The organism is Tumebacillus flagellatus (genome assembly GCF_000714935.1).
Taxonomy (GTDB): Bacteria; Bacillota; Bacilli; order Tumebacillales; family Tumebacillaceae; genus Tumebacillus; species Tumebacillus flagellatus.
This window is the reverse complement of record NZ_JMIR01000020.1, coordinates 109,534-126,749: the sequence shown is the minus strand read 5'-3', so window position 1 is coordinate 126,749 and position 17,216 is coordinate 109,534. Positions and strand designations below refer to the sequence as shown.

The window sequence follows — 17,216 nt, the reverse complement described above, 5'->3', positions numbered from 1 at the left end:
TTGGCTAGAGCGCACGACTGATAATCGTGAGGTCGGAAGTTCGAATCTTCTTGGGCCCACCAAATAGAGAGACCTGATTCCTCCAAGGAATCAGGTCTTTTTGCATGGGGCATGCTACTTTCTAGACTCATACAAAAGGGGGCATCCTCATGCGAAACAAAGACAACCACCCGGGCAACTTCGGCGGTCCGAAAGGTCTCGACAACCCGAAGGCCAAGGATGATTTTGCACCGCTGCGTCCTGACGGTTCGATCGCGCCGCGTCCGCAAGCCCGGATGCGCGAAGGAGCTTCGCACCACGCGCATCCGAACCCGCCTTCCAACGAGTAAGCAGGGCACAGAGCAACGCCGGGAGAAGCTTCGCCCGGCGGGTTGCTCTTTTTTTATTGACACTGTGTCAGGGGAGAAGTATAGTGCAAGTGAAGTGACAGAAGGAGGTGAGAAGCATGCAAGTGGCCAAGAGAGAAGAGCGGTACGAACGCATTCTGGCTGAAGCCACCCATCTGTTTGCCGTCAAAGGGTACGAGCAGACCACCGTAAGCGACATCGTGAAAGCGTGCGAGATGGCGCGCGGCACTTTTTATTTGTACTTTGAGAATTTGGAGCAGGTGTTGTCTGCCGTTTTTTCGCGGGTGATGAACCTGCTGTGGGAGCAGGTGGAGCAGATTCTCGGCAAGGGCGAGCCCCTCGGCCCCGGCGCGATGAAGAACATCGTCCGCGCGATCTTCCACCTGCTCGCACAGCAGAAGGAACTGCTTTCTGTGTTTCGCTGCGGCGGCGGGCAAGTGTTCAACAAGTTTAAGTACGAGACGATTCGCGACCATCTCGGAGTCGGCGTCGCCAACTTGATTCGCGAAAGCCAGCAACACGACGGCGGGTTCCGCCCGTGCACGCCGGAGCTGGTGTCGATGATGATCACGACGCTGATCGACCAGATGGCTTACTATACATTTGCGTTGGAGCAAGACGGATATCCGCAAGAAATTGTGATGCAGGAACTTGTCAACTTTATCGAGTATGGAATCTGTGGAACTCCTTATGATATGATGGAGGACACTACAGAGAAATGAAGGTGCAGATCATGACGAAAACTCCGCAAGAAACTCGTGTCGTGGTCGGCATGTCCGGCGGTGTGGATTCCTCTGTCACGGCGTACCTCCTCAAAGAGCAAGGGTATGACGTGATCGGCGTATTCATGAAAAACTGGGACGACACCGACGAATTCGGCCATTGCACAGCAGATGAAGACTTTAACGATGTTCGCCGGGTGTGCGAGAAGATCGGCATCCCGTACTATACCGTGAATTTTGAGAAGCAGTACTTCGACCGCGTCTTCCAGTACTTCCTCGACGAGTACAAGCGCGGCCGCACGCCGAACCCGGACGTGATGTGCAACCGCGAGATCAAGTTCAAGGAATTTCTCGATGCCGCGCTAGACCTGGGCGCCGATTACATCGCGACCGGTCACTACGCGCGCGTCGATTTCCACGAAGGCAAACACCGCTTGCTGCGCGGCGTGGACACCAACAAAGACCAGACCTACTTCTTGAACCAATTGAACCAATACCAGCTCTCCAAGACGATGTTCCCGATCGGCGAGCTGCCCAAGCCCAAAGTCCGCGAAATCGCCGAAGCGGCCGGCCTTGCCACCGCCCGCAAGAAGGATTCCACCGGGATCTGCTTCATCGGCGAGCGCAACTTCCGCGAGTTCTTGGGTCAATACCTTCCCGCGCAGCCGGGCGAGATGCGCACGATGGCGGGCGAAGTGAAGGGCGAGCACATGGGCCTGATGTACTACACCCTCGGCCAGCGCCAAGGGCTTGGCATCGGCGGCTCCGGCGAGCCGTGGTTTGTCGTCGGCAAGGACTTGGAGAACAACGTCCTGCTCGTCGAACAAGGCCAGGACCACCCGGCGCTGTACTCCGAATCGCTCCTCGCCACCGATGTGCATTGGGTCAGCGGAGCACCGATCGGCACGACGTTCCGTTGCGCCGCGAAATTCCGCTACCGCCAACCGGACCAAGGCGTGACGGTGCACGTCATGGACGGCGGCGTCTGCGAAGTGATTTTTGACGAGAAACAAAAAGCGGTCACCCCCGGTCAGGCGGTCGTGTTCTACGACGGCGAAGTCTGCTTGGGCGGCGGCACGATCGACAAAGTCCGTGCGCTGGTGAAAGCCTGAGCCGTTGTCGATGAACCAAAAAAGGAATCAAAAAAGCCGAGTTCGCATACGCCATGCGAACTCGGCTTTTTGGGTGATGCACTTGGTTTTACTGGTTCGGGAAAAAGGGGCAGAGGCTAGGGGGGCCTCTGCCGAATGGGGTAAAAGGGTGATAGTTGGTACCTGTAGTGTACACCTGCGGTTCGATTGTGAACAACTGGGAAATAGAGGGGCGTGCGCTAGTTTCCGATATACGCTTTAATCATTGCCAACGTTTCCCGAAGTGTCCAGTATGATTCGATCATCGCATGGCTCGGTTCCGAGTAGCCGCCGACCGCATCGAGTCCGACTTGTTCGGCGAGCAGGTGCGCTCGCTTCTGGTGAAAACGATGGGTGGCGATCAGGACGGTGTGCAGATTCTTTGCTTCGAGGACTTTTTTGGAGTTTTGCAGATTTTCACGGGTGTCGTGCGATTGGTCTTCGAGCAAGAGCGCGTCGTGCGGCACACCGTTTTTTTCGAGGTAGCGGCGCATGCACTCCGCTTCGCTGATCTCGCCGCTGCCGTGCCCGCCGGAGAGAATCAGGTGTCTTGCGTACCCTTGTTGGTAGAGGTGCAGCGCCATGTCCAGACGCTCCCGCAACGCGGGGCTGGGTTCGGTGCCGCGCACTTCGGCGCCGGGAATCAAAATCGCGTCGGCGTGCACCGGTTGCAATGCATCGGCGTACGTTTCGATGGAGTGATATTGCCAAACGACATAGCAGAGACCCGCCAAAAACAACGCGAGGACGAGCCGTATCCCTTTTTTCTTCACGGTGAACCTCCTAAATCCCGAAATCAAACCTTGACACATAAGAAGAAACGTAATTTAATTAAATCACACATCTAGTTTAACACGGAGAACAATGACGGAGTTGAACCTTGTGATTCTTGCGACAGGTGTTAATACCTTGCAGGTGGTCAATCTCGACCGTATCCGATTTCATGAAGAGTACGAGCCGCATCGTCTCGATGTCACGTGTTATGCCATTCGCATGGAGGGCGTGTTGCGCCACCCGCCGATCGCCATGCAGATGAGAGACGGTTCGTATGTCATTTTAGACGGGGCGCACCGCACGCACGCTCTGGAAGCGCTGGGGTGCAAACGGGCGGTGTTGCAGGTGGTCAAGCCGGAACAGTTCGCGCTGGAATCGTGGAGCCACGCGCTTCCCAACGGCGACTGGCTGGAGCCGTTGAAGCAAGACCCGCAGATTGAGTGGGCACAGGAGAACGGCGACGGCCTCGCTCTGGCGGAAGTGGTGGACGAGTACGGCGGGCGCTGTTTTCTCTATCCGGCGGGGCGCACGGTGGATTTGGAGGAACGGTTGACCGCGTGGCATCGAATTGTCGACTCGTACACGAAGAAACTGCCTGTCCAACGGTTTTCGCAATGGTCGGGGAATCCGGGGCAGGGCAAAGTGCATTTTTGCTATCCGGCGTGGAGCGTTCAAGAGTTGGAAGAGATCGTGCTCCGCGAGCGGGTCATGCCGGCCGGGGTCACCCGTTGCATCGTCGAAGGCCGCGTGTTGAATTTGCGCGTGCCGCTCGATTTGTTGCTCGCTTCCACCTTCGACGAAGGGCGTTGGGATTCCTTGCGCGAAGAGTGGGGGCGGTCGCTGCGCTTGTACACGGAATCGGTGTTTCTCTGCGAGTAGTAGTCGCGCCGTAAGATGAAAATGTTACAGAGGAGAACCCCGCACGACAGGGGTTCTTGTTTTTTGTCAAGGGATGGGGGATACTAAGAGAAGCAGTCTGATCTCGTGGAGGAACCTCGTGTTGAACAAAGTCGCATTGATAACAGGCAGTTCCACAGGGCTTGGCAAACGCACGGCGCTGGAACTCGCCAGGCTTGGCATAGATGTCGTGATCAATTATCGAACCAACCGGGACGCGGCGCTCCAATTCGCCCGCGAACTGGAGCGCGAATATCCGGTGCGCGCCTTGGCGGTGCAGGCGGACGTGTCCGATCCCGCGGACTGCCGCTCGCTGGTCGGACAGGTTCTGGAAGTATTCGGCCGCCTGGACATTCTCGTCAACAACGCCGGCCCGTACATCCCGGAGCGCAAACGGATGGCGGAGTATGAGTTGGACGAGTGGAACGCGATGATCAACGGCAATTTGACATCGGTGTTCTATCTGTCGAAACTCGTGATTCCGCACATGCGCGAAAACGGCTGGGGGCGCATCTTGAATTTCGGTTTTGACCGGGCGGATACCGCTCCGGCGTGGATGTTCCGCTCGGCGTTCGCGGCGGCGAAAGTCGGTTTGGTGTCGCTGACCCGTACGATGGCGCTCGAAGAAGCGGAGTACGGCATTACGGTGAACATGGTCTGTCCGGGGGACATCATCGGCGAATGGAAGGAAGCGAACATCGAGGACGCCAGCTCTGCCGGTGATCATTCGACTCCGGTTGGGCGCGTCGGGACGGGCGAAGACATCGCGCGGACGATCGCGTTCTTCTGCGCCGAAGCGTCCGGATTTATCACCGGGACGGTGATCGCCGTCACCGGGGGCAAGGACGTGCTGACCAAGTACCGCTATGAGGCGGAGAGTTCGAAACCTGTTTGGTAGAAAGGTGTTTGCGGGATGGCGGAACTTCAGCTGATGGAACGGCAAGGAAACGGGTTGGGTCAGGCAGAGGACGTGCGCGTGGTGCAGGTGGCAGAGGATGCGCTCGGAACGTATTGGCGAACCGACGGATTGGGGCGCTTGCTGCATCCGGAGATCGCGGCGGCGGGGATGGACGGTGAAGAGGCAGGAGCTTTTTTACTGGAAATCGCGTCGCGCGTCCACGGCGGGGAATGGTTGGACGTCCTCGGCGGCCGGTTGTTTGCGGGCGGCGCGTGGTATCGCTACGCGTGGCAGCCTGAGCAGTTTGTGTTTTGGATGGAGCAAGAGTGCCGCCCTGCTTGGTGAGGGCGGCTTTTTTTCGAAGCTGATTTCGTTTTTGCAACGGGGTGCAACTCTTCTGCAACACGAATTGTTACAATGTTTTGTACACACGTGAAGTGATTTCAGGAGGTTTTTTCAATGCGCTTATTGAATAAAGTAGCGATCATCACCGGCGGTGCAAGCGGCATCGGCAAAGAAACCGCACGCCTGTTTGCACAAAACGGAGCCAAACTCGTCATCGCCGACTATAACGAAGAAGCAGGCCAAGCCGCTTTGGAAGAACTGCACGCGCTCGGCGCGGAAGCCGAATTCGTCCGCGCAGACGTCTCGAACCGCGAGGATGTGCAGAATTTGATCAACACCGCGAAATCGAAGTTCGGCGCGATCGACATCTTGGTCAACAACGCCGGGATCACCCGCGACGGGTGGTTGGTGAAGATGGACCCCGCGCAATGGGATCAGGTCATCTCGATCAACTTGACCGGCGTTTTCAACTGCACGCAATCGGCGGCAAGCGTGATGATGGAGCAGGGCTCCGGCGTCATCTTGAACGCGGCGTCGGTCGTCGGTCTCTACGGCAACATCGGCCAAACCAACTACGCGGCGGCGAAGGCCGGCGTCATCGGCATGACCAAGTCGTGGGCGAAGGAACTCGGGCCGAAGGGCATCCGCGTCAACGCGGTCGCGCCGGGCTTTATCATGACGGGCATGACCGATAAGATGCCGGAGAAAGTCCTCGGCATGATGGAGGAAAAAACCCCGCTGCGCCGTCTCGGCCAACCGGACGACATCGCCAAAGCGTATCTGTTCCTGGCATCCGATGATGCGAGTTTCGTTAACGGAGCGGTTCTCAGCGTGGACGGAGGCTTGACGCTCTAATGCGCCGCGCGACCGACTGGCTCCAGAGCCGGGCCCGCCTGACGCCGCAGAAGTTGGCGCTCGTCGAGGTGGAGACGGGGTTGCGGCTCACGTATCAGCAGTTTGACGCCCGGGCTGCGCGTTTGGGCGCGTATTTGCAGCAGCACGGCGTCCGCAAGGGCGACCGTGTCGGTTTTTTGGCGCTCAACTCCGCCGGACACTTGGAGTTGCTGTTTGCCTGCGCCAAAATCGGCGCGGTGTTCGTGCCGCTGAACCATCGGTTTTCGAAGCCGGAATTGGCGTATGTGCTCGACGATTGCAAGCCTGCGGTGCTGGTGTCGTTTGAGCCGTTTGCCGAGTTGGCGCGGGAGTTGATCGCGGAAGTTGCAATCGAGTTGCACGTCGAAGAGCCGCTCTATCAACAGATCGCGGCGACCGAAGTCGGCGGCGGAGTCCCCTTGCCTGTGGAGCTTGACGAAGAGGACCCGTGGGCGATCATCTACACGGGCGGCACGACCGGCAAGTCCAAGGGCGCGATCCTGTCGCACCGGGCGATTCTCTGGAACTCGATCAACTCGGTGCTTTCGTGGGGGCTGACGGAGCATGATGTGACGCCGGTCTATATGCCGATGTTTCACACGGGCGGCTTGAATGCGCTTACCACGCCGGTGCTGCACGCCGGGGGCACGGTGGTCGTGTCGCGGGACTTAAGCCCGGCGGGGATTTTGAACGTGCTGGAGGGCGAGGGCTGCACGATCGCGTTGCTCGTCCCGACCGTCTACCATCTGTTGGTCACGTCTCCTGAATTTCAGGCGGCGACATTTACCACCATGCATACGTTCCTCTCGGGCGGCGCGCCGTGTCCGCATACGATCTATGAAGCGTTCTGGGCGAAGGGCTTGGCGTTCAAAGAAGGCTACGGGCTGACCGAAGCAGGACCGAACAATTTCTACATCCACCCCGACCGCGCCAAGCAGAAGATCGGCTCTGTCGGCGTGCCGATGTTCCACAACGAAGTGCGCATCGTCGACAACGAAGGCCGCGACTTGCCGGCCGGTGAGACGGGCGAACTCTGGATTCAGGGGCCGCACGTGTTCTCCGGGTATTGGAACAAGCCGGAAGTCTTTGCCGAGACGCTGGTCGACGGTTGGTTGCGCACGGGAGACCTCGCCCGTCGGGACGCCGACGGCTGTTATTACATCGTCGGGCGCAAGAAAGACATGATCATCACCGGCGGCGAGAACGTCTATCCGCTCGAAGTGGAACATATTCTGGAGCAACACCCGTCCATCTCGGAAGTGGCGGTGGTCGGATTGCCGGATCCCAAGTGGGGCGAGGTCGTCACGGCGGTGGTCGTGCTCGCGCCGGGGGCCGCGGCGAACGGAGAGCTTTTCAAGGAATATTGCGGCGGGAAGCTTGCCGGATATAAAATCCCGAAGCGCTGGGAGTTTGTGCGCGAACTGCCGAAGACGTCTGTCGGCAAAATTGATAAGAAAGCGATTGTACACCTGCACACGCAACACGAGACTGCGTAAACGCAGGAAACCCGCACCCGATCCTGGGTGCGGGTATGCTTGTTTTTTTGAGGAGGGGGAGGTTTCCGATGAGAGACGGACAGTTTGTGCTGACAACCAAGTTGGTCCCGCCCCGCGTCAAACAGCAATGCCTGAAACGCCGCCGGTTGGATGAGTTGTTTGCTTCGGTGATCGATTATCCGGTGACGCTGGTGCAAGCGGACGCCGGGTATGGCAAGAGCACGGCGCTGGTGACTCATCTGTGCTCGCAATTTGATCATGTGGCGTGGTGTTCGTTGGAAGAGGGCGAGCGCGACCCGCTTCTGTTCATGCAATACTTGATTCGCTCGGTCAAAGCGATCGATCCGGCGCTCGGCGACCGTTCGCGGAGTTTGTTGGAGGAGGGGGAGCCGACGACGGCTCTGTTGCAGCCGTGTTTGACGCTGCTCTTGAACGATTTGGCGGAAGGGGCGCCCGATCCGACGATTTTGGTTTTGGACGACTTTCACACCGTGGCGCATGTGCCGGAGATTCGTCAGGTCACCGATGCGCTGATCCGCTACCTGCCCGCGCATGTGCATCTCGTGCTCGGCAGCCGCAAAACGTTGGAGACGCAAGCGGTCAAGCGGATGCAAGCCACCTGCGATCTGCTGATGATCGACAAGCGCGATCTCGCGTTTACGGCCGCTGAAATTGACCAATTGTTCCGACAGGCGTACGGCATCGACTTGACGATGGAACAAGCGGAAGAGCTGCGGGAGCAGACGGAGGGCTGGATCATCGCGTTGCAGATGGTGTGGAAGGGCATGGAGCGCGGCGTGGAGTGGCCGAACTTGTGGCGGTCGCAGGGACAGGCGGGCGTGCCGCTGTTTCATTATCTCGCCGAGGAAGTGTTCGACCGCCAGCCGGATGAGGTGCGGGCGTTTTTGAAGCAGACGTGTCTGCTGGAATCGATGAACGGCAAGCTGTGCGACTTGCTGACCGACTGCCGCGATTCGGCAGAGATGCTGAAGGGCTTGGAGAGCAACGGGCTGTTCGTCACCGTGTCGGCGGAGGGCGGGGAGTACCGCTATCACCGCTTGTTCCAGCAGTTTCTGCAACAGCGTTCGCAGCAGGTGCTGTCGCCGGAGCAGTGGGCGGATCTGCATCGCCGCGCGGCGGGCTACTATGCGGAAACGGGCGATTTGCAAAAAGCGCTGCGGCACTACAACGAAGCGGGCGACGCCGAATTGGTGGTCCAACTGTTGCTGGAAAGCGGCCAAGACTGTTTGCAAAACGGGCGGTTGGAGCTGTTGAAGGGCTGGATTGACTCCTTGCCGAGTTCGGAGTTGGGGAGGAACCCGCAGCTGCTGTTGTGGCGCGGCGAGATCGACCGGGTGATGTCCCGCTTCCACGAAGCGGTGCACTGGTACACGCTGGCCGAGGGCGGGTATATTCAAAAAAACGACCCCCTCGGCCGAAGCAGCGTCTATCGCGGACAAGCGCAAGTGTACCTGGACACGATCCAGCCCGGCCAAGCGACGCCGTGGCTGCAAAAAGCGCTCGGCGTGTTGGAAGACGGCTACCCGCAGGAGCGGGCGGCGCTGTTGCGCTTGCTGGCGGAGAACCACACGAACAGCGGGCAATTGCAAGAAGCGCAAGCGTGCTTGCTGCAAGCCAACGAGTTGGTGCCGGGCGTGGAGCGCGACGAGTTGGACGTGCGCTTGCATCTGCGCTCGGGGCGTCTGCAAGAAGCCCGGCAGTTGACGCTTGAAATTCTCGGCAAGGAGAGCGAGCGGGCGCCGGGACAGAAGCAACGCGCGGCGAAGTCGCACCGCGAGATGCCGCTGTTGCTCTCGTTGATCGACGCGATGATCGGCGAGACGAAATCGGCGCGTCTGGCTGCGGAGCAGGGCATCAAGGTCGGGCAAGAACTGCATTCGCCGTTTGTCGAGATGGTCGGCTATATCCGATTGGGTCATGCGACGGCGTTGACGGGAGATTTGGAGACGGCGCAAGAGCAGTACCGGCACTCGGTGCAGATCAGCGAATCGCTGTGCGTCGAGCGCGGCAAAGTCGAAGCGCTGATGGGTCTCTGTCACACGGCGGGGATGCAAGGCGAACTGGAGGAAGCGCAGGCGTACGCGCTCGCCGGGTTGGAGTTGGCGTTGAACGTGCAGGACATGTGGTGCGCCAATCTGATTCGGGTGACGATCGGCGGTTTGTATACGTCTTGGGGGCAGGACGAAGAAGGGCTGACGTGGCTTCGGGAAGCGGAGCGCGGATTTGCGGCGTGCGGCGACACGTTCGGCGTGGCGAATTCGCGGTTGTGGCTGTCGATGCTCTACCACCGCAACGGGCGTCAGGAGGAGTTTGCCGCGACGGTGCGGGAGTTGCTTCAAGGCGTGGAAGCGAACGGCTTTGAGTACCTCTTCCTGCGCCGGACGATGTTGGGACCGCCGGATGCGCAGATGACGCTGCCGTTTTTGCTGGCGGCGCGCGACGAGCTGAAGCTTGCGGGTGCAGACCGCGTGCTGAAGCTGATGGGCGGCAAGCATTTTCAACAGCATCCGGGGTATACGTTGCGCGTGCGGACGCTAGGGCATTTTGAAGTGTACCGGGGCTTGGAGGAAGTCGGGCGCAAGGAATGGAAGCGCGAGAAGTCCAAGCAGTTGTTCCAGTTGCTCGTCACCCGCCAAGGGCAGTTGTTGCAGCGCGATGAGATTTACGACCTGCTGTGGCCGGATGTCGATGAGAAGACGGCGAACCGCGATTTCAAAGTGGCGATGAACGCGCTGACCAACGCGTTGGAGCCCAAACGCGAGGCGAGGTCGGAGTCGTTTTTTGTGGAGCGGGTGGACACGGCGTATCGTTTGAACCGGCAAGCGGCGGTCTGGGTGGACGCGGACGAGTTCAAGAGATTGGTCGCCAAAGGCTTGGCGGCCGCCGAGCAGGGAGAGAGCGCTGCGGCGTGCCGCGATCTCAAGACGGCGCTTGCGCTGTACCGGGGCGATTACCTCCAATACTCGCCGTATCTGGATTGGTGCGCCGCCGAGCGGGAGCGCTTGCGCACGCTGCACCTGCGCGCGCAGGAAGTGCTCGCGACGCTCCGCTACGAGGCAGGCGATCTCTTAACGGCGGTCAAGTGCGCCGAAGCGATCCTCGCCCTCGATGCCTGCTGGGAGCCCGCGTACCGCATGCTGATGAACTGCTACGCTCAACTTGGCAAACGCAACCTCTTGATCTCCACGTACAAAACCTGCGTGGCGCAGTTGGAGGAGCAATTGGGGCTGGAGCCGATGGAGGAGACCGTGAAGTTGTATCAGCGGTTGGTAAAGGAATAAATTCGTGAATTAAAAAAGAATCACAACTATCCTGTTAACTTTCTTGGATTTGTGTTATTTTTGTTTGGTGATGGTTTTCTTGAAAGGGCAGGGGAGTTTACGTGATGTTTTTGTTGTTTTTCATTTTGCTTCTTATTGTGTGTGTTCCGGTCCTCTTGCAACAACGGAAACGGAGCCAACGTCGCAAGGGCGTGATCGGAGAGAAACTCGTACGCAAGGAATTGAGCCGACTGGACGGAGTTGCGTATCGCTCTCTGCACAATCTGCTCCTGCCGCGTCATCAACACGAACCCGGTCAGCAAGACAAAACAACGCAGATCGACCATGTGATCGTCTCTCTCTACGGAATCTTTGTCTTAGAGACCAAGGACTACGGCGGCACGATCTATGGCGACGATCGTCGGGCGCAATGGACGCAATACCTGGGCTCGAAGAAGTCGAACTTTAAGAACCCGCTCCACCAGAACTACGGGCATGTGCAAGCCTTGAAGCATCTCTTGCACGACATGGGCGAGATCAAGATGTTCAACTTCGTCGTCTTCACAGGCCGAGCCAAGCTCAAAATTGAGACAGCGGAGGATACCGACGGCGAGATCTTCTCGGTTTTGGAGCTGCATCGGGCGATTGCGAAATACAAGCAGCCTGTGCTCACCCCCGTGCAAGTTGCGCAGATCGAGGAGCGGCTGAAAGCTGCGAACCTTGACAACCGTCATACCCGCAAGCAGCACGTTCAGACGATCCAGGCTGAAAAAGCAGCGCAGGAAGCGAAACTCCAAGCCGGCGAATGCCCGAAGTGCGGCAGCCCTTTGGTGGACCGCCAAGGGAAGTACGGGCCGTTCAAGGGGTGTTCTTCCTATCCCAAGTGCCGATAGCGCGTCCAACAACAAAGCAGCTGACTCCCGCGAGTCGGCTGTTTTTTATTCGACTTTCGAAAATAGTTGCACTCTCGGGTCAAGAAACGAGTCCAGAAAAAAGGGAAGTATCCGAATATTCACGAATAGAATAGAGTAGTAGAATGATCAAGCTTGCCAGACAGGGGGAAAACTCACGTGTCCAAGGAGATCAGTCATGTTGTGGGGGAAGCGCTTTTCATTCCGGCGATTTCTCTCTATCAAGCAGCCGTGAAAACCGCGCAGACCTATCCCGATGCGCCGGCGATGTATTTTTATGACCGGACGATTCCGTACCGTGATTTTTTGACAGCGGTGGAGCGGTTGTCGGCGTTTTGGGCGGAGCAGGGCATCGCCAAGGGCGACCGCGTCGGCATCATGTTGCCGAACTGCCCGCACTATGTGATCGCGTTCTACGCCTGCGCCCGTCTCGGGGCGGTCGTCGTCCAGGTCAACCCGATGTACACGCCGCGTGAGGTGGAATATACCCTGACCGACTCCGGAGCCAAAGCGCTCGTCGTCTTCGACCGCCTCTACGCCGCGCTCGTCGACAACGCCTCTGTGCAAGCGCTCCAATCTGTTTTGCTCGCGTCGTTCGCCCCGTTCCCGGCAGACGCAGAACGTCCGGCGAACGTTGTCCTCTGGGACGAAGCTCTCGCCCGCGACCTGGAGATCCCGGAACCGGCGATCCTCGACCCGGCGGAGGACGTCGCCGTGCTCCAATACACCGGCGGCACCACCGGACGCTCCAAGGGCGCGATGCTCACTCACGAAAACCTCGTCGCCAACACCTACCAATTGCTCGCGGTGATCGGAAGCGATATCGCGGGCGGCGTTGATAAAATTTTGACCGCCATCCCGCTGTTCCACGTCTACGGCATGACCGTCGCGATGAACATGGCGGTGTTCACCGGCGCGTCGATGATCCTCTTGCCGCGCTTTGAACTCGAAGAACTGCTGAAGACGATCCAACACCACCGACCGCGCTTCTTCCCCGGCGTCCCGACGATGTACGTCGCCATCGCCAACCACCCCGACGCACAGCAATACGACGTCGACTGCATCGAAATCTGCAACAGCGGGTCGGCGCCGCTGCCCGTCGAAGTCATGCACAAGTTCGAACAGCGCACCGGCGCCAACGTCCTTGAAGGCTACGGCCTCTCCGAAGCGTCGCCCGTCACGCACAGCAACCGCGCGACGCACCCGAAAGTCCCCGGCTCCATCGGCCTCGTCATCCCGGCGACCGAAGCGAAAATCGTCGATCTCGGCACCGGCGACGACGTGCAAGGCGTCGGCGAGATCGGCGAGTTGGTGATCAAAGGCCCGCAAGTGATGAAGGGCTACTGGAACATGCCGCAAGACACCGCCCACACGCTGCGCAACGGCTGGCTCTACACGGGCGACATCGCGCGCATGGACGAAAACGGCTACTTCTACATCGTCGACCGCAAAAAAGACATGATCCTCTCCGGGGGCTTCAACGTCTACCCGCGCGACATCGAAGAAGTGCTCTACCAACACCCGAGCGTCCAAGAAGCGGTCGTCGTCGGCGTTCCGGACGAATACCGCGGCGAATCCGCCAAAGCGGTGATCGTCCTGCGCGAAGGCATCGACCCGAGCGGGGTGGAGGAAGAGCTCAACGACTGGTGCCGCGAACGGCTGGCGGCGTACAAAATCCCGCGCCTCTACGAATTCCGCGCCGAACTTCCCAAAACTGCTGTCGGTAAAATTCTCCGCCGGGCGTTGCGCGACGCGTAACCCCGGAAGTTTTTCCTCAACACCCAAACGACCGTTCGGAAGAGCGGGGAAGGAGCACGCCTCATGCACGTCATGGACCTGTTCCGTTTGCGACCAAGATGTGCGAGGCCGTGCTCCCATACGGCGGTGAAAAAATTCTCGCCGGCGTTCCGATGAAGCGCTTTGGCAGCCAACAAGACCTCAAAGGGCTTGCCGTCTACCTCGCTTCCGAAGTTTCCGCCTGCATGACCGGCCAAGTGCTGCTCATCGACGGCGGCGCGTCTGCGATGTAAGAGAAGGAGAGATCGAACATGACCACTTTGCACCAAGAGACCCGACTCGGCGGGCAGTTTCTGCTGGAAGAGATCCGCTGCGGCGGGGTCTTCACCCCGGAGGACTGCACCGACGAACACCGTATGATCCGCCGACTGGCGCGCGACTTCGCGCAGAAGGAAGTTCTCCCGCACAACGAACGCCTCGAATCCCAAGACTGGGACTTCACCGTCTCGCTGTTGAAAAAAGCGGGCGAACTCGGCCTGCTCGCACACTCCGTTCCCGAAGCGTATGAAGGCCTCGGCCTCGATAAAATCACCAAAGTGATCGTCGGCGAAGAAATCGGACAGGTCGGCGGCTACAGCGTGATGCACTTGAACCATACGGGCATCGCGACGCTTCCGATCACCTACTTCGGGACGGACGAGCAGAAAGCGAAATACCTGCCGAAGCTCGCGTCGGGCGAATACTTGGGCGCGTACTGCCTCACCGAACCCTCCGCCGGTTCGGACGCGCTGGGGGCGAAGACCACGGCGAAACGGAACGACGCGGGCACGCACTACATTCTCAACGGCACGAAGCAGTTCATCACCAACGCGGGATTCGCCGACACGTTCATCGTGTACGCGAAAGTCGACGGCACGAAATTCACCGCCTTTCTCGTCGAGAAAAACTTCCCCGGCCTGTCCTTGGGTCCGGAAGAGCACAAGATGGGAATCAAATCCTCGTCGACGCGTCAGGTGTTCTTCGAAGACTGCCTCGTTCCGGTGGAGAATCTGCTCGGCGAAGTCGGGCGCGGACATGTGATCGCGTTCAACGTGCTGAACCTCGGCCGCTTCAACCTCGGCGCGGCGGCGCTCGGCGGTTCGAAAGCCGCGTTTGCGGAAGGGTTGCGTTACGCCAAGAGCCGCGTGCAGTTCAACCGTCCGCTGGCGAGCTTCCCCGCCTCGCAGGAGAAACTCGCCGACATGGCGGCGCGCATCTATGCGATGGAATCGCTGGAATACCGCACGGCGCACCTGCTGGAGAGCGCACTCGGCAGCCTCTGCGCCGAAACGGACACCCGCAAGATCGCCGGCGCACTGATGGAATACGCCATCGAGTGCTCGATTTGCAAAGTGTTCGGCTCGGAAACCCTGCAAGCGGTGGTCGACGAGAGCTTGCAGCTGCACGGCGGGTACGGCTACATGCGCGAGTACCGCATTGAGCAGATGTACCGCGACGCGCGCATCAATCGCGTCTACGAAGGAACCAACGAAGTCAACCGCCTGCTCGTGCCGGGGCTGCTTTTGAAAAAAGCGTCTGCGGGCAGCCTCCCCGTGCCGGATGCGATTGAAAAAGCGACGGCGGAACTGGTAGGCGTTGCGCCGGAAGCAGAGGGGCCGCTCGCCCGCGAGCGCGGCATGGTGAACACCGTGCGCCGCGTCTTCCTCGGGTTGCTGGGGCTTGCGTATGAAGAGCTCCAAGAGAAGTTGGAAGCGGAGCAGGAGATCGTGATGAAGCTTTCGGAACTGGGCATTCAGCTGTACGCGATGGAAAGCGCGTTGCTTCGCACGGAGCAAGCTGTTCAGAAACAAGGCGAAGAGCAGACCGCACTCAAGCGCGATCTCACCGTCGCGTTCGTGGAAGATGCGTTTTTGCAAAGCGAGATGCTGGCGCGCAAAGTGTTGGCGGGGCTCTTGAACGCCGAGCGCGTCGGGGCGCTGCGTTCGCGGATCGGGGAACAATTCGCCCGCTTCTACCCGGAAGGCCAGATCGAGCGCAAACGCCGCATCGCCGAGCGCTTGATCGCAGCGGACGGCTATACGAGTTAAGGAGGGAATTCGATGCAACGGCTGGCAGAGATTGTCGGACAATCCTCGACTCCGGTGGCAAATGACGTGGAGCGGGGCGCGATCCGCAAATTCGCCGAGGCGATCGGCGACCCCAACCCGCTTTACCGCACGGGAGACGCATCCGGCCGCGTCGTCGCGCCGCCGACGTTCTCCCTGACGCTCGACCACGGCAAACTCGAAGGCTTCGATCTGAAAACGGACGGCTTGATCCACGGCGAGCAGGAGTTCAACTACGGCAAGCCGATGTACGCGGGCGACGTCATTTCCAGCTCGATGAAGGTGACCGACGTTTACGAGAAAACCGGGAAGTCCGGCAAGATGACGTTTGTCACGCTGGAGCAAACCGGGATCAACCAGCACGGGGAGACCTGTTACCACAACATCATGAAGATCATCATCCGATGACGGAGAGGGAGGGACACGCATGGAACTTCGTGATTTCCAAGTGGGCGATCGACTGCCGACTCTGACCAAACCTCCTGTCACCAAGACGCAGTTGGTCATGTATTCGGGGGCGTCGGGCGATTTCAACCCGATTCACACCGTGGAAGAGTTCGCTCAATCGGTCGGGCTTGGCGGCGTGATCGCGCACGGCATGCTGACGATGGCGTTTGCGGGCCAGATGCTGACCGACTGGATCGGCACGGCGGGCGAGCTCGGGCAGTTTCAAGTGCGCTTCACCGGCATGGTGCGCCCCGGCGACATCGTGACCTGCGAAGGCGTTGTGCGGGAGCGCATCAACGAGAACGAGCGCACCAAACTTACCGTTTCCGTCCGCGCGGTGACCGACAAAGGCGTAGAAGCCGTCTCGGGAACCGCGATCGCTTGGGGATAAGGTTTTTCAGGTTGGGATTTTAGAAAGGGGATTTCCTTCATGCGCGTACAAGACAAAGCAGCCATCGTAACAGGAGCCGGACGCGGCATCGGAGCGGCGACCGCTCTGCGCCTCGCTCAAGAAGGAGCGAAGGTCGTCGTCAACGACATCTCGGAAGACAACGCACAGCATAGCGCCGCCGCGATCCGCGAAGCAGGTTTTGAAGCGATCGCGCACGCCTGCGACATCACCGACCGCACCGCCGTGCAAGGGTTGATCGCCAAAGCGGTCGACACGTACGGCCGTCTCGACATCCTCGTCAACAACGCGGGCGTCATCCGCGACAACCTCACGCACAAACTGAGCGACGATGATTGGGACACCGTTATGAACGTGCATCTCAAAGGCGCGTTCTACTGCTCGCAGGAAGCGCAAAAGCACATGGTCGCGCAGAAGTACGGCAAGATCGTCAACTTCTCCTCGACCTCGGCGCTGGGCAACCGCGGCCAACTGAACTACTCCACCGCCAAAGCGGGTTTGCAGGGCTTCACGAAAACGCTGGCGATCGAGCTGGGCCGCTACAACATCAACGTCAACGCCGTCGCGCCGGGCTTCATCGAAACCGACATGACCCGCGAAACGGCGGCGCGCATGGGCGTGGACTTCGAGCAGTTCAAAGAGTACGGCGCACAGCAGTCGGTGCTCGGACGCACGGGCAAGCCGGAGGACGTCGCCAACGCCGTCCTCTTCCTCGTGTCCGACGAAGCGAGCTTCATCACCGGCCAAGTGCTGTACGTGCGCGGCGGGGTATAAGAAAAAAGCAGTTGGCCTCGAGGTGCGGTCAACTGCTTTTTTGATCGCTCGGTTCAGGATTTTAGTAACT

The 17,216-nt window shown here is 59.4% G+C and carries 16 protein-coding genes and 1 pseudogene; 16 read left to right on the top strand and 1 reads right to left on the bottom strand.

The window, feature by feature from the left end; genetic code table 11:
• Window positions 1–149 precede the first annotated feature (149 nt).
• The 3 genes from sspK to mnmA all read left to right on the top strand — a co-directional run bounded on the left by sspK (window position 150) and on the right by mnmA (window position 2,181).
• A complete protein-coding gene (gene sspK, locus EL26_RS13980; protein WP_038089953.1) occupies window positions 150–329 on the top strand; it encodes a small acid-soluble spore protein K in 180 nt (59 codons plus the stop codon).
• A 116-nt stretch (window positions 330–445) separates the two neighbouring features.
• Entirely contained in the window at window positions 446–1,069 is a 624-nt protein-coding gene (locus tag EL26_RS13975; protein WP_038089950.1) for a TetR/AcrR family transcriptional regulator, read from the top strand.
• An 11-nt stretch (window positions 1,070–1,080) separates the two neighbouring features.
• The gene (gene mnmA / locus EL26_RS13970) at window positions 1,081–2,181 is read left to right on the top strand and encodes a tRNA 2-thiouridine(34) synthase MnmA (protein WP_038090010.1); all 1,101 of its coding nucleotides are present in this window, start codon (window positions 1,081–1,083) and stop codon (window positions 2,179–2,181) included.
• Window positions 2,182–2,399: 218 nt separating this feature from the next.
• Here mnmA and EL26_RS13965 read toward each other — a convergent pair whose 3' ends face one another.
• Window positions 2,400–2,972: a YdcF family protein gene (locus EL26_RS13965; protein WP_038089948.1), complete on the bottom strand. Its 573-nt coding sequence runs from the start codon at window positions 2,970–2,972 to the stop codon at window positions 2,400–2,402.
• Window positions 2,973–3,081: 109 nt separating this feature from the next.
• On the opposite strand from EL26_RS13965, the gene EL26_RS13960 reads away from it, so the two are divergent.
• The 13 genes and pseudogenes from EL26_RS13960 to EL26_RS13905 all read left to right on the top strand — a co-directional run bounded on the left by EL26_RS13960 (window position 3,082) and on the right by EL26_RS13905 (window position 17,146).
• Window positions 3,082–3,852 (top strand): ParB N-terminal domain-containing protein, encoded by a 771-nt coding sequence (locus tag EL26_RS13960; protein ID WP_161780734.1) that lies wholly within the window; start codon window positions 3,082–3,084, stop codon window positions 3,850–3,852.
• Window positions 3,853–3,970: 118 nt separating this feature from the next.
• Window positions 3,971–4,768, top strand: coding sequence for an SDR family oxidoreductase (locus tag EL26_RS13955; RefSeq protein ID WP_038089944.1), 798 nt, complete (start codon window positions 3,971–3,973; stop codon window positions 4,766–4,768).
• Window positions 4,769–4,783: 15 nt separating this feature from the next.
• Window positions 4,784–5,113, top strand: coding sequence for a hypothetical protein (locus EL26_RS13950; RefSeq protein WP_038089941.1), 330 nt, complete (start codon window positions 4,784–4,786; stop codon window positions 5,111–5,113).
• A gap of 114 nt (window positions 5,114–5,227) precedes the next feature.
• Window positions 5,228–5,968 (top strand): 3-oxoacyl-ACP reductase FabG, encoded by a 741-nt coding sequence (gene fabG, locus EL26_RS13945; protein WP_038089938.1) that lies wholly within the window; start codon window positions 5,228–5,230, stop codon window positions 5,966–5,968.
• Window positions 5,968–7,482 carry a class I adenylate-forming enzyme family protein gene (locus tag EL26_RS13940; protein ID WP_038089935.1) on the top strand — a complete coding sequence of 505 codons (1,515 nt, stop codon included), beginning with the start codon at window positions 5,968–5,970 and terminating at the stop codon, window positions 7,480–7,482. The genes fabG and EL26_RS13940 overlap by 1 nt, the downstream gene beginning before the upstream one ends.
• Window positions 7,483–7,550: 68 nt before the next feature.
• A complete protein-coding gene (locus EL26_RS13935) occupies window positions 7,551–10,784 on the top strand; it encodes an AfsR/SARP family transcriptional regulator (protein ID WP_038089932.1) in 3,234 nt (1,077 codons plus the stop codon).
• Between the two features lie 104 nt (window positions 10,785–10,888).
• A complete protein-coding gene (locus EL26_RS13930) occupies window positions 10,889–11,656 on the top strand; it encodes an NERD domain-containing protein (RefSeq protein WP_038089931.1) in 768 nt (255 codons plus the stop codon).
• 177 nt (window positions 11,657–11,833) lie between these two features.
• Window positions 11,834–13,432: a long-chain-fatty-acid--CoA ligase gene (locus EL26_RS13925; protein WP_052036374.1), complete on the top strand. Its 1,599-nt coding sequence runs from the start codon at window positions 11,834–11,836 to the stop codon at window positions 13,430–13,432.
• 89 nt (window positions 13,433–13,521) lie between these two features.
• Window positions 13,522–13,704, top strand: a pseudogene (locus tag EL26_RS24610) (SDR family oxidoreductase); the annotation flags it as partial.
• An 18-nt stretch (window positions 13,705–13,722) separates the two neighbouring features.
• Window positions 13,723–15,498 carry an acyl-CoA dehydrogenase family protein gene (locus tag EL26_RS13920; protein ID WP_038089928.1) on the top strand — a complete coding sequence of 592 codons (1,776 nt, stop codon included), beginning with the start codon at window positions 13,723–13,725 and terminating at the stop codon, window positions 15,496–15,498.
• A gap of 12 nt (window positions 15,499–15,510) precedes the next feature.
• Complete coding sequence (locus tag EL26_RS13915) at window positions 15,511–15,924, top strand: MaoC family dehydratase N-terminal domain-containing protein (protein ID WP_038089925.1); 414 nt, start codon at window positions 15,511–15,513, stop codon at window positions 15,922–15,924.
• Between the two features lie 19 nt (window positions 15,925–15,943).
• On the top strand, window positions 15,944–16,354 hold the full coding sequence (locus EL26_RS13910; protein ID WP_038089923.1) for a MaoC/PaaZ C-terminal domain-containing protein: 411 nt from the start codon (window positions 15,944–15,946) through the stop codon (window positions 16,352–16,354).
• A gap of 39 nt (window positions 16,355–16,393) precedes the next feature.
• Window positions 16,394–17,146 (top strand): SDR family NAD(P)-dependent oxidoreductase, encoded by a 753-nt coding sequence (locus EL26_RS13905; protein WP_038089920.1) that lies wholly within the window; start codon window positions 16,394–16,396, stop codon window positions 17,144–17,146.
• Window positions 17,147–17,216: the final 70 nt, after the last annotated feature.

Bases quoted from the DNA above. Each gene is read 5' to 3' on its own strand.
- sspK (WP_038089953.1), top strand. From the start codon at position 150: ATGCGAAACAAAGACAACCACCCGGGCAACTTCGGCGGTCCGAAAGGT.
- EL26_RS13975 (WP_038089950.1), top strand. From the start codon at position 446: ATGCAAGTGGCCAAGAGAGAAGAGCGGTACGAACGCATTCTGGCTGAA.
- mnmA (WP_038090010.1), top strand. From the start codon at position 1,081: ATGACGAAAACTCCGCAAGAAACTCGTGTCGTGGTCGGCATGTCCGGC.
- EL26_RS13950 (WP_038089941.1), top strand. From the start codon at position 4,784: ATGGCGGAACTTCAGCTGATGGAACGGCAAGGAAACGGGTTGGGTCAG.
- fabG (WP_038089938.1), top strand. From the start codon at position 5,228: ATGCGCTTATTGAATAAAGTAGCGATCATCACCGGCGGTGCAAGCGGC.
- EL26_RS13940 (WP_038089935.1), top strand. From the start codon at position 5,968: ATGCGCCGCGCGACCGACTGGCTCCAGAGCCGGGCCCGCCTGACGCCG.
- EL26_RS13935 (WP_038089932.1), top strand. From the start codon at position 7,551: ATGAGAGACGGACAGTTTGTGCTGACAACCAAGTTGGTCCCGCCCCGC.
- EL26_RS13930 (WP_038089931.1), top strand. From the start codon at position 10,889: ATGTTTTTGTTGTTTTTCATTTTGCTTCTTATTGTGTGTGTTCCGGTC.
- EL26_RS13920 (WP_038089928.1), top strand. From the start codon at position 13,723: ATGACCACTTTGCACCAAGAGACCCGACTCGGCGGGCAGTTTCTGCTG.
- EL26_RS13915 (WP_038089925.1), top strand. From the start codon at position 15,511: ATGCAACGGCTGGCAGAGATTGTCGGACAATCCTCGACTCCGGTGGCA.
- EL26_RS13910 (WP_038089923.1), top strand. From the start codon at position 15,944: ATGGAACTTCGTGATTTCCAAGTGGGCGATCGACTGCCGACTCTGACC.
- EL26_RS13905 (WP_038089920.1), top strand. From the start codon at position 16,394: ATGCGCGTACAAGACAAAGCAGCCATCGTAACAGGAGCCGGACGCGGC.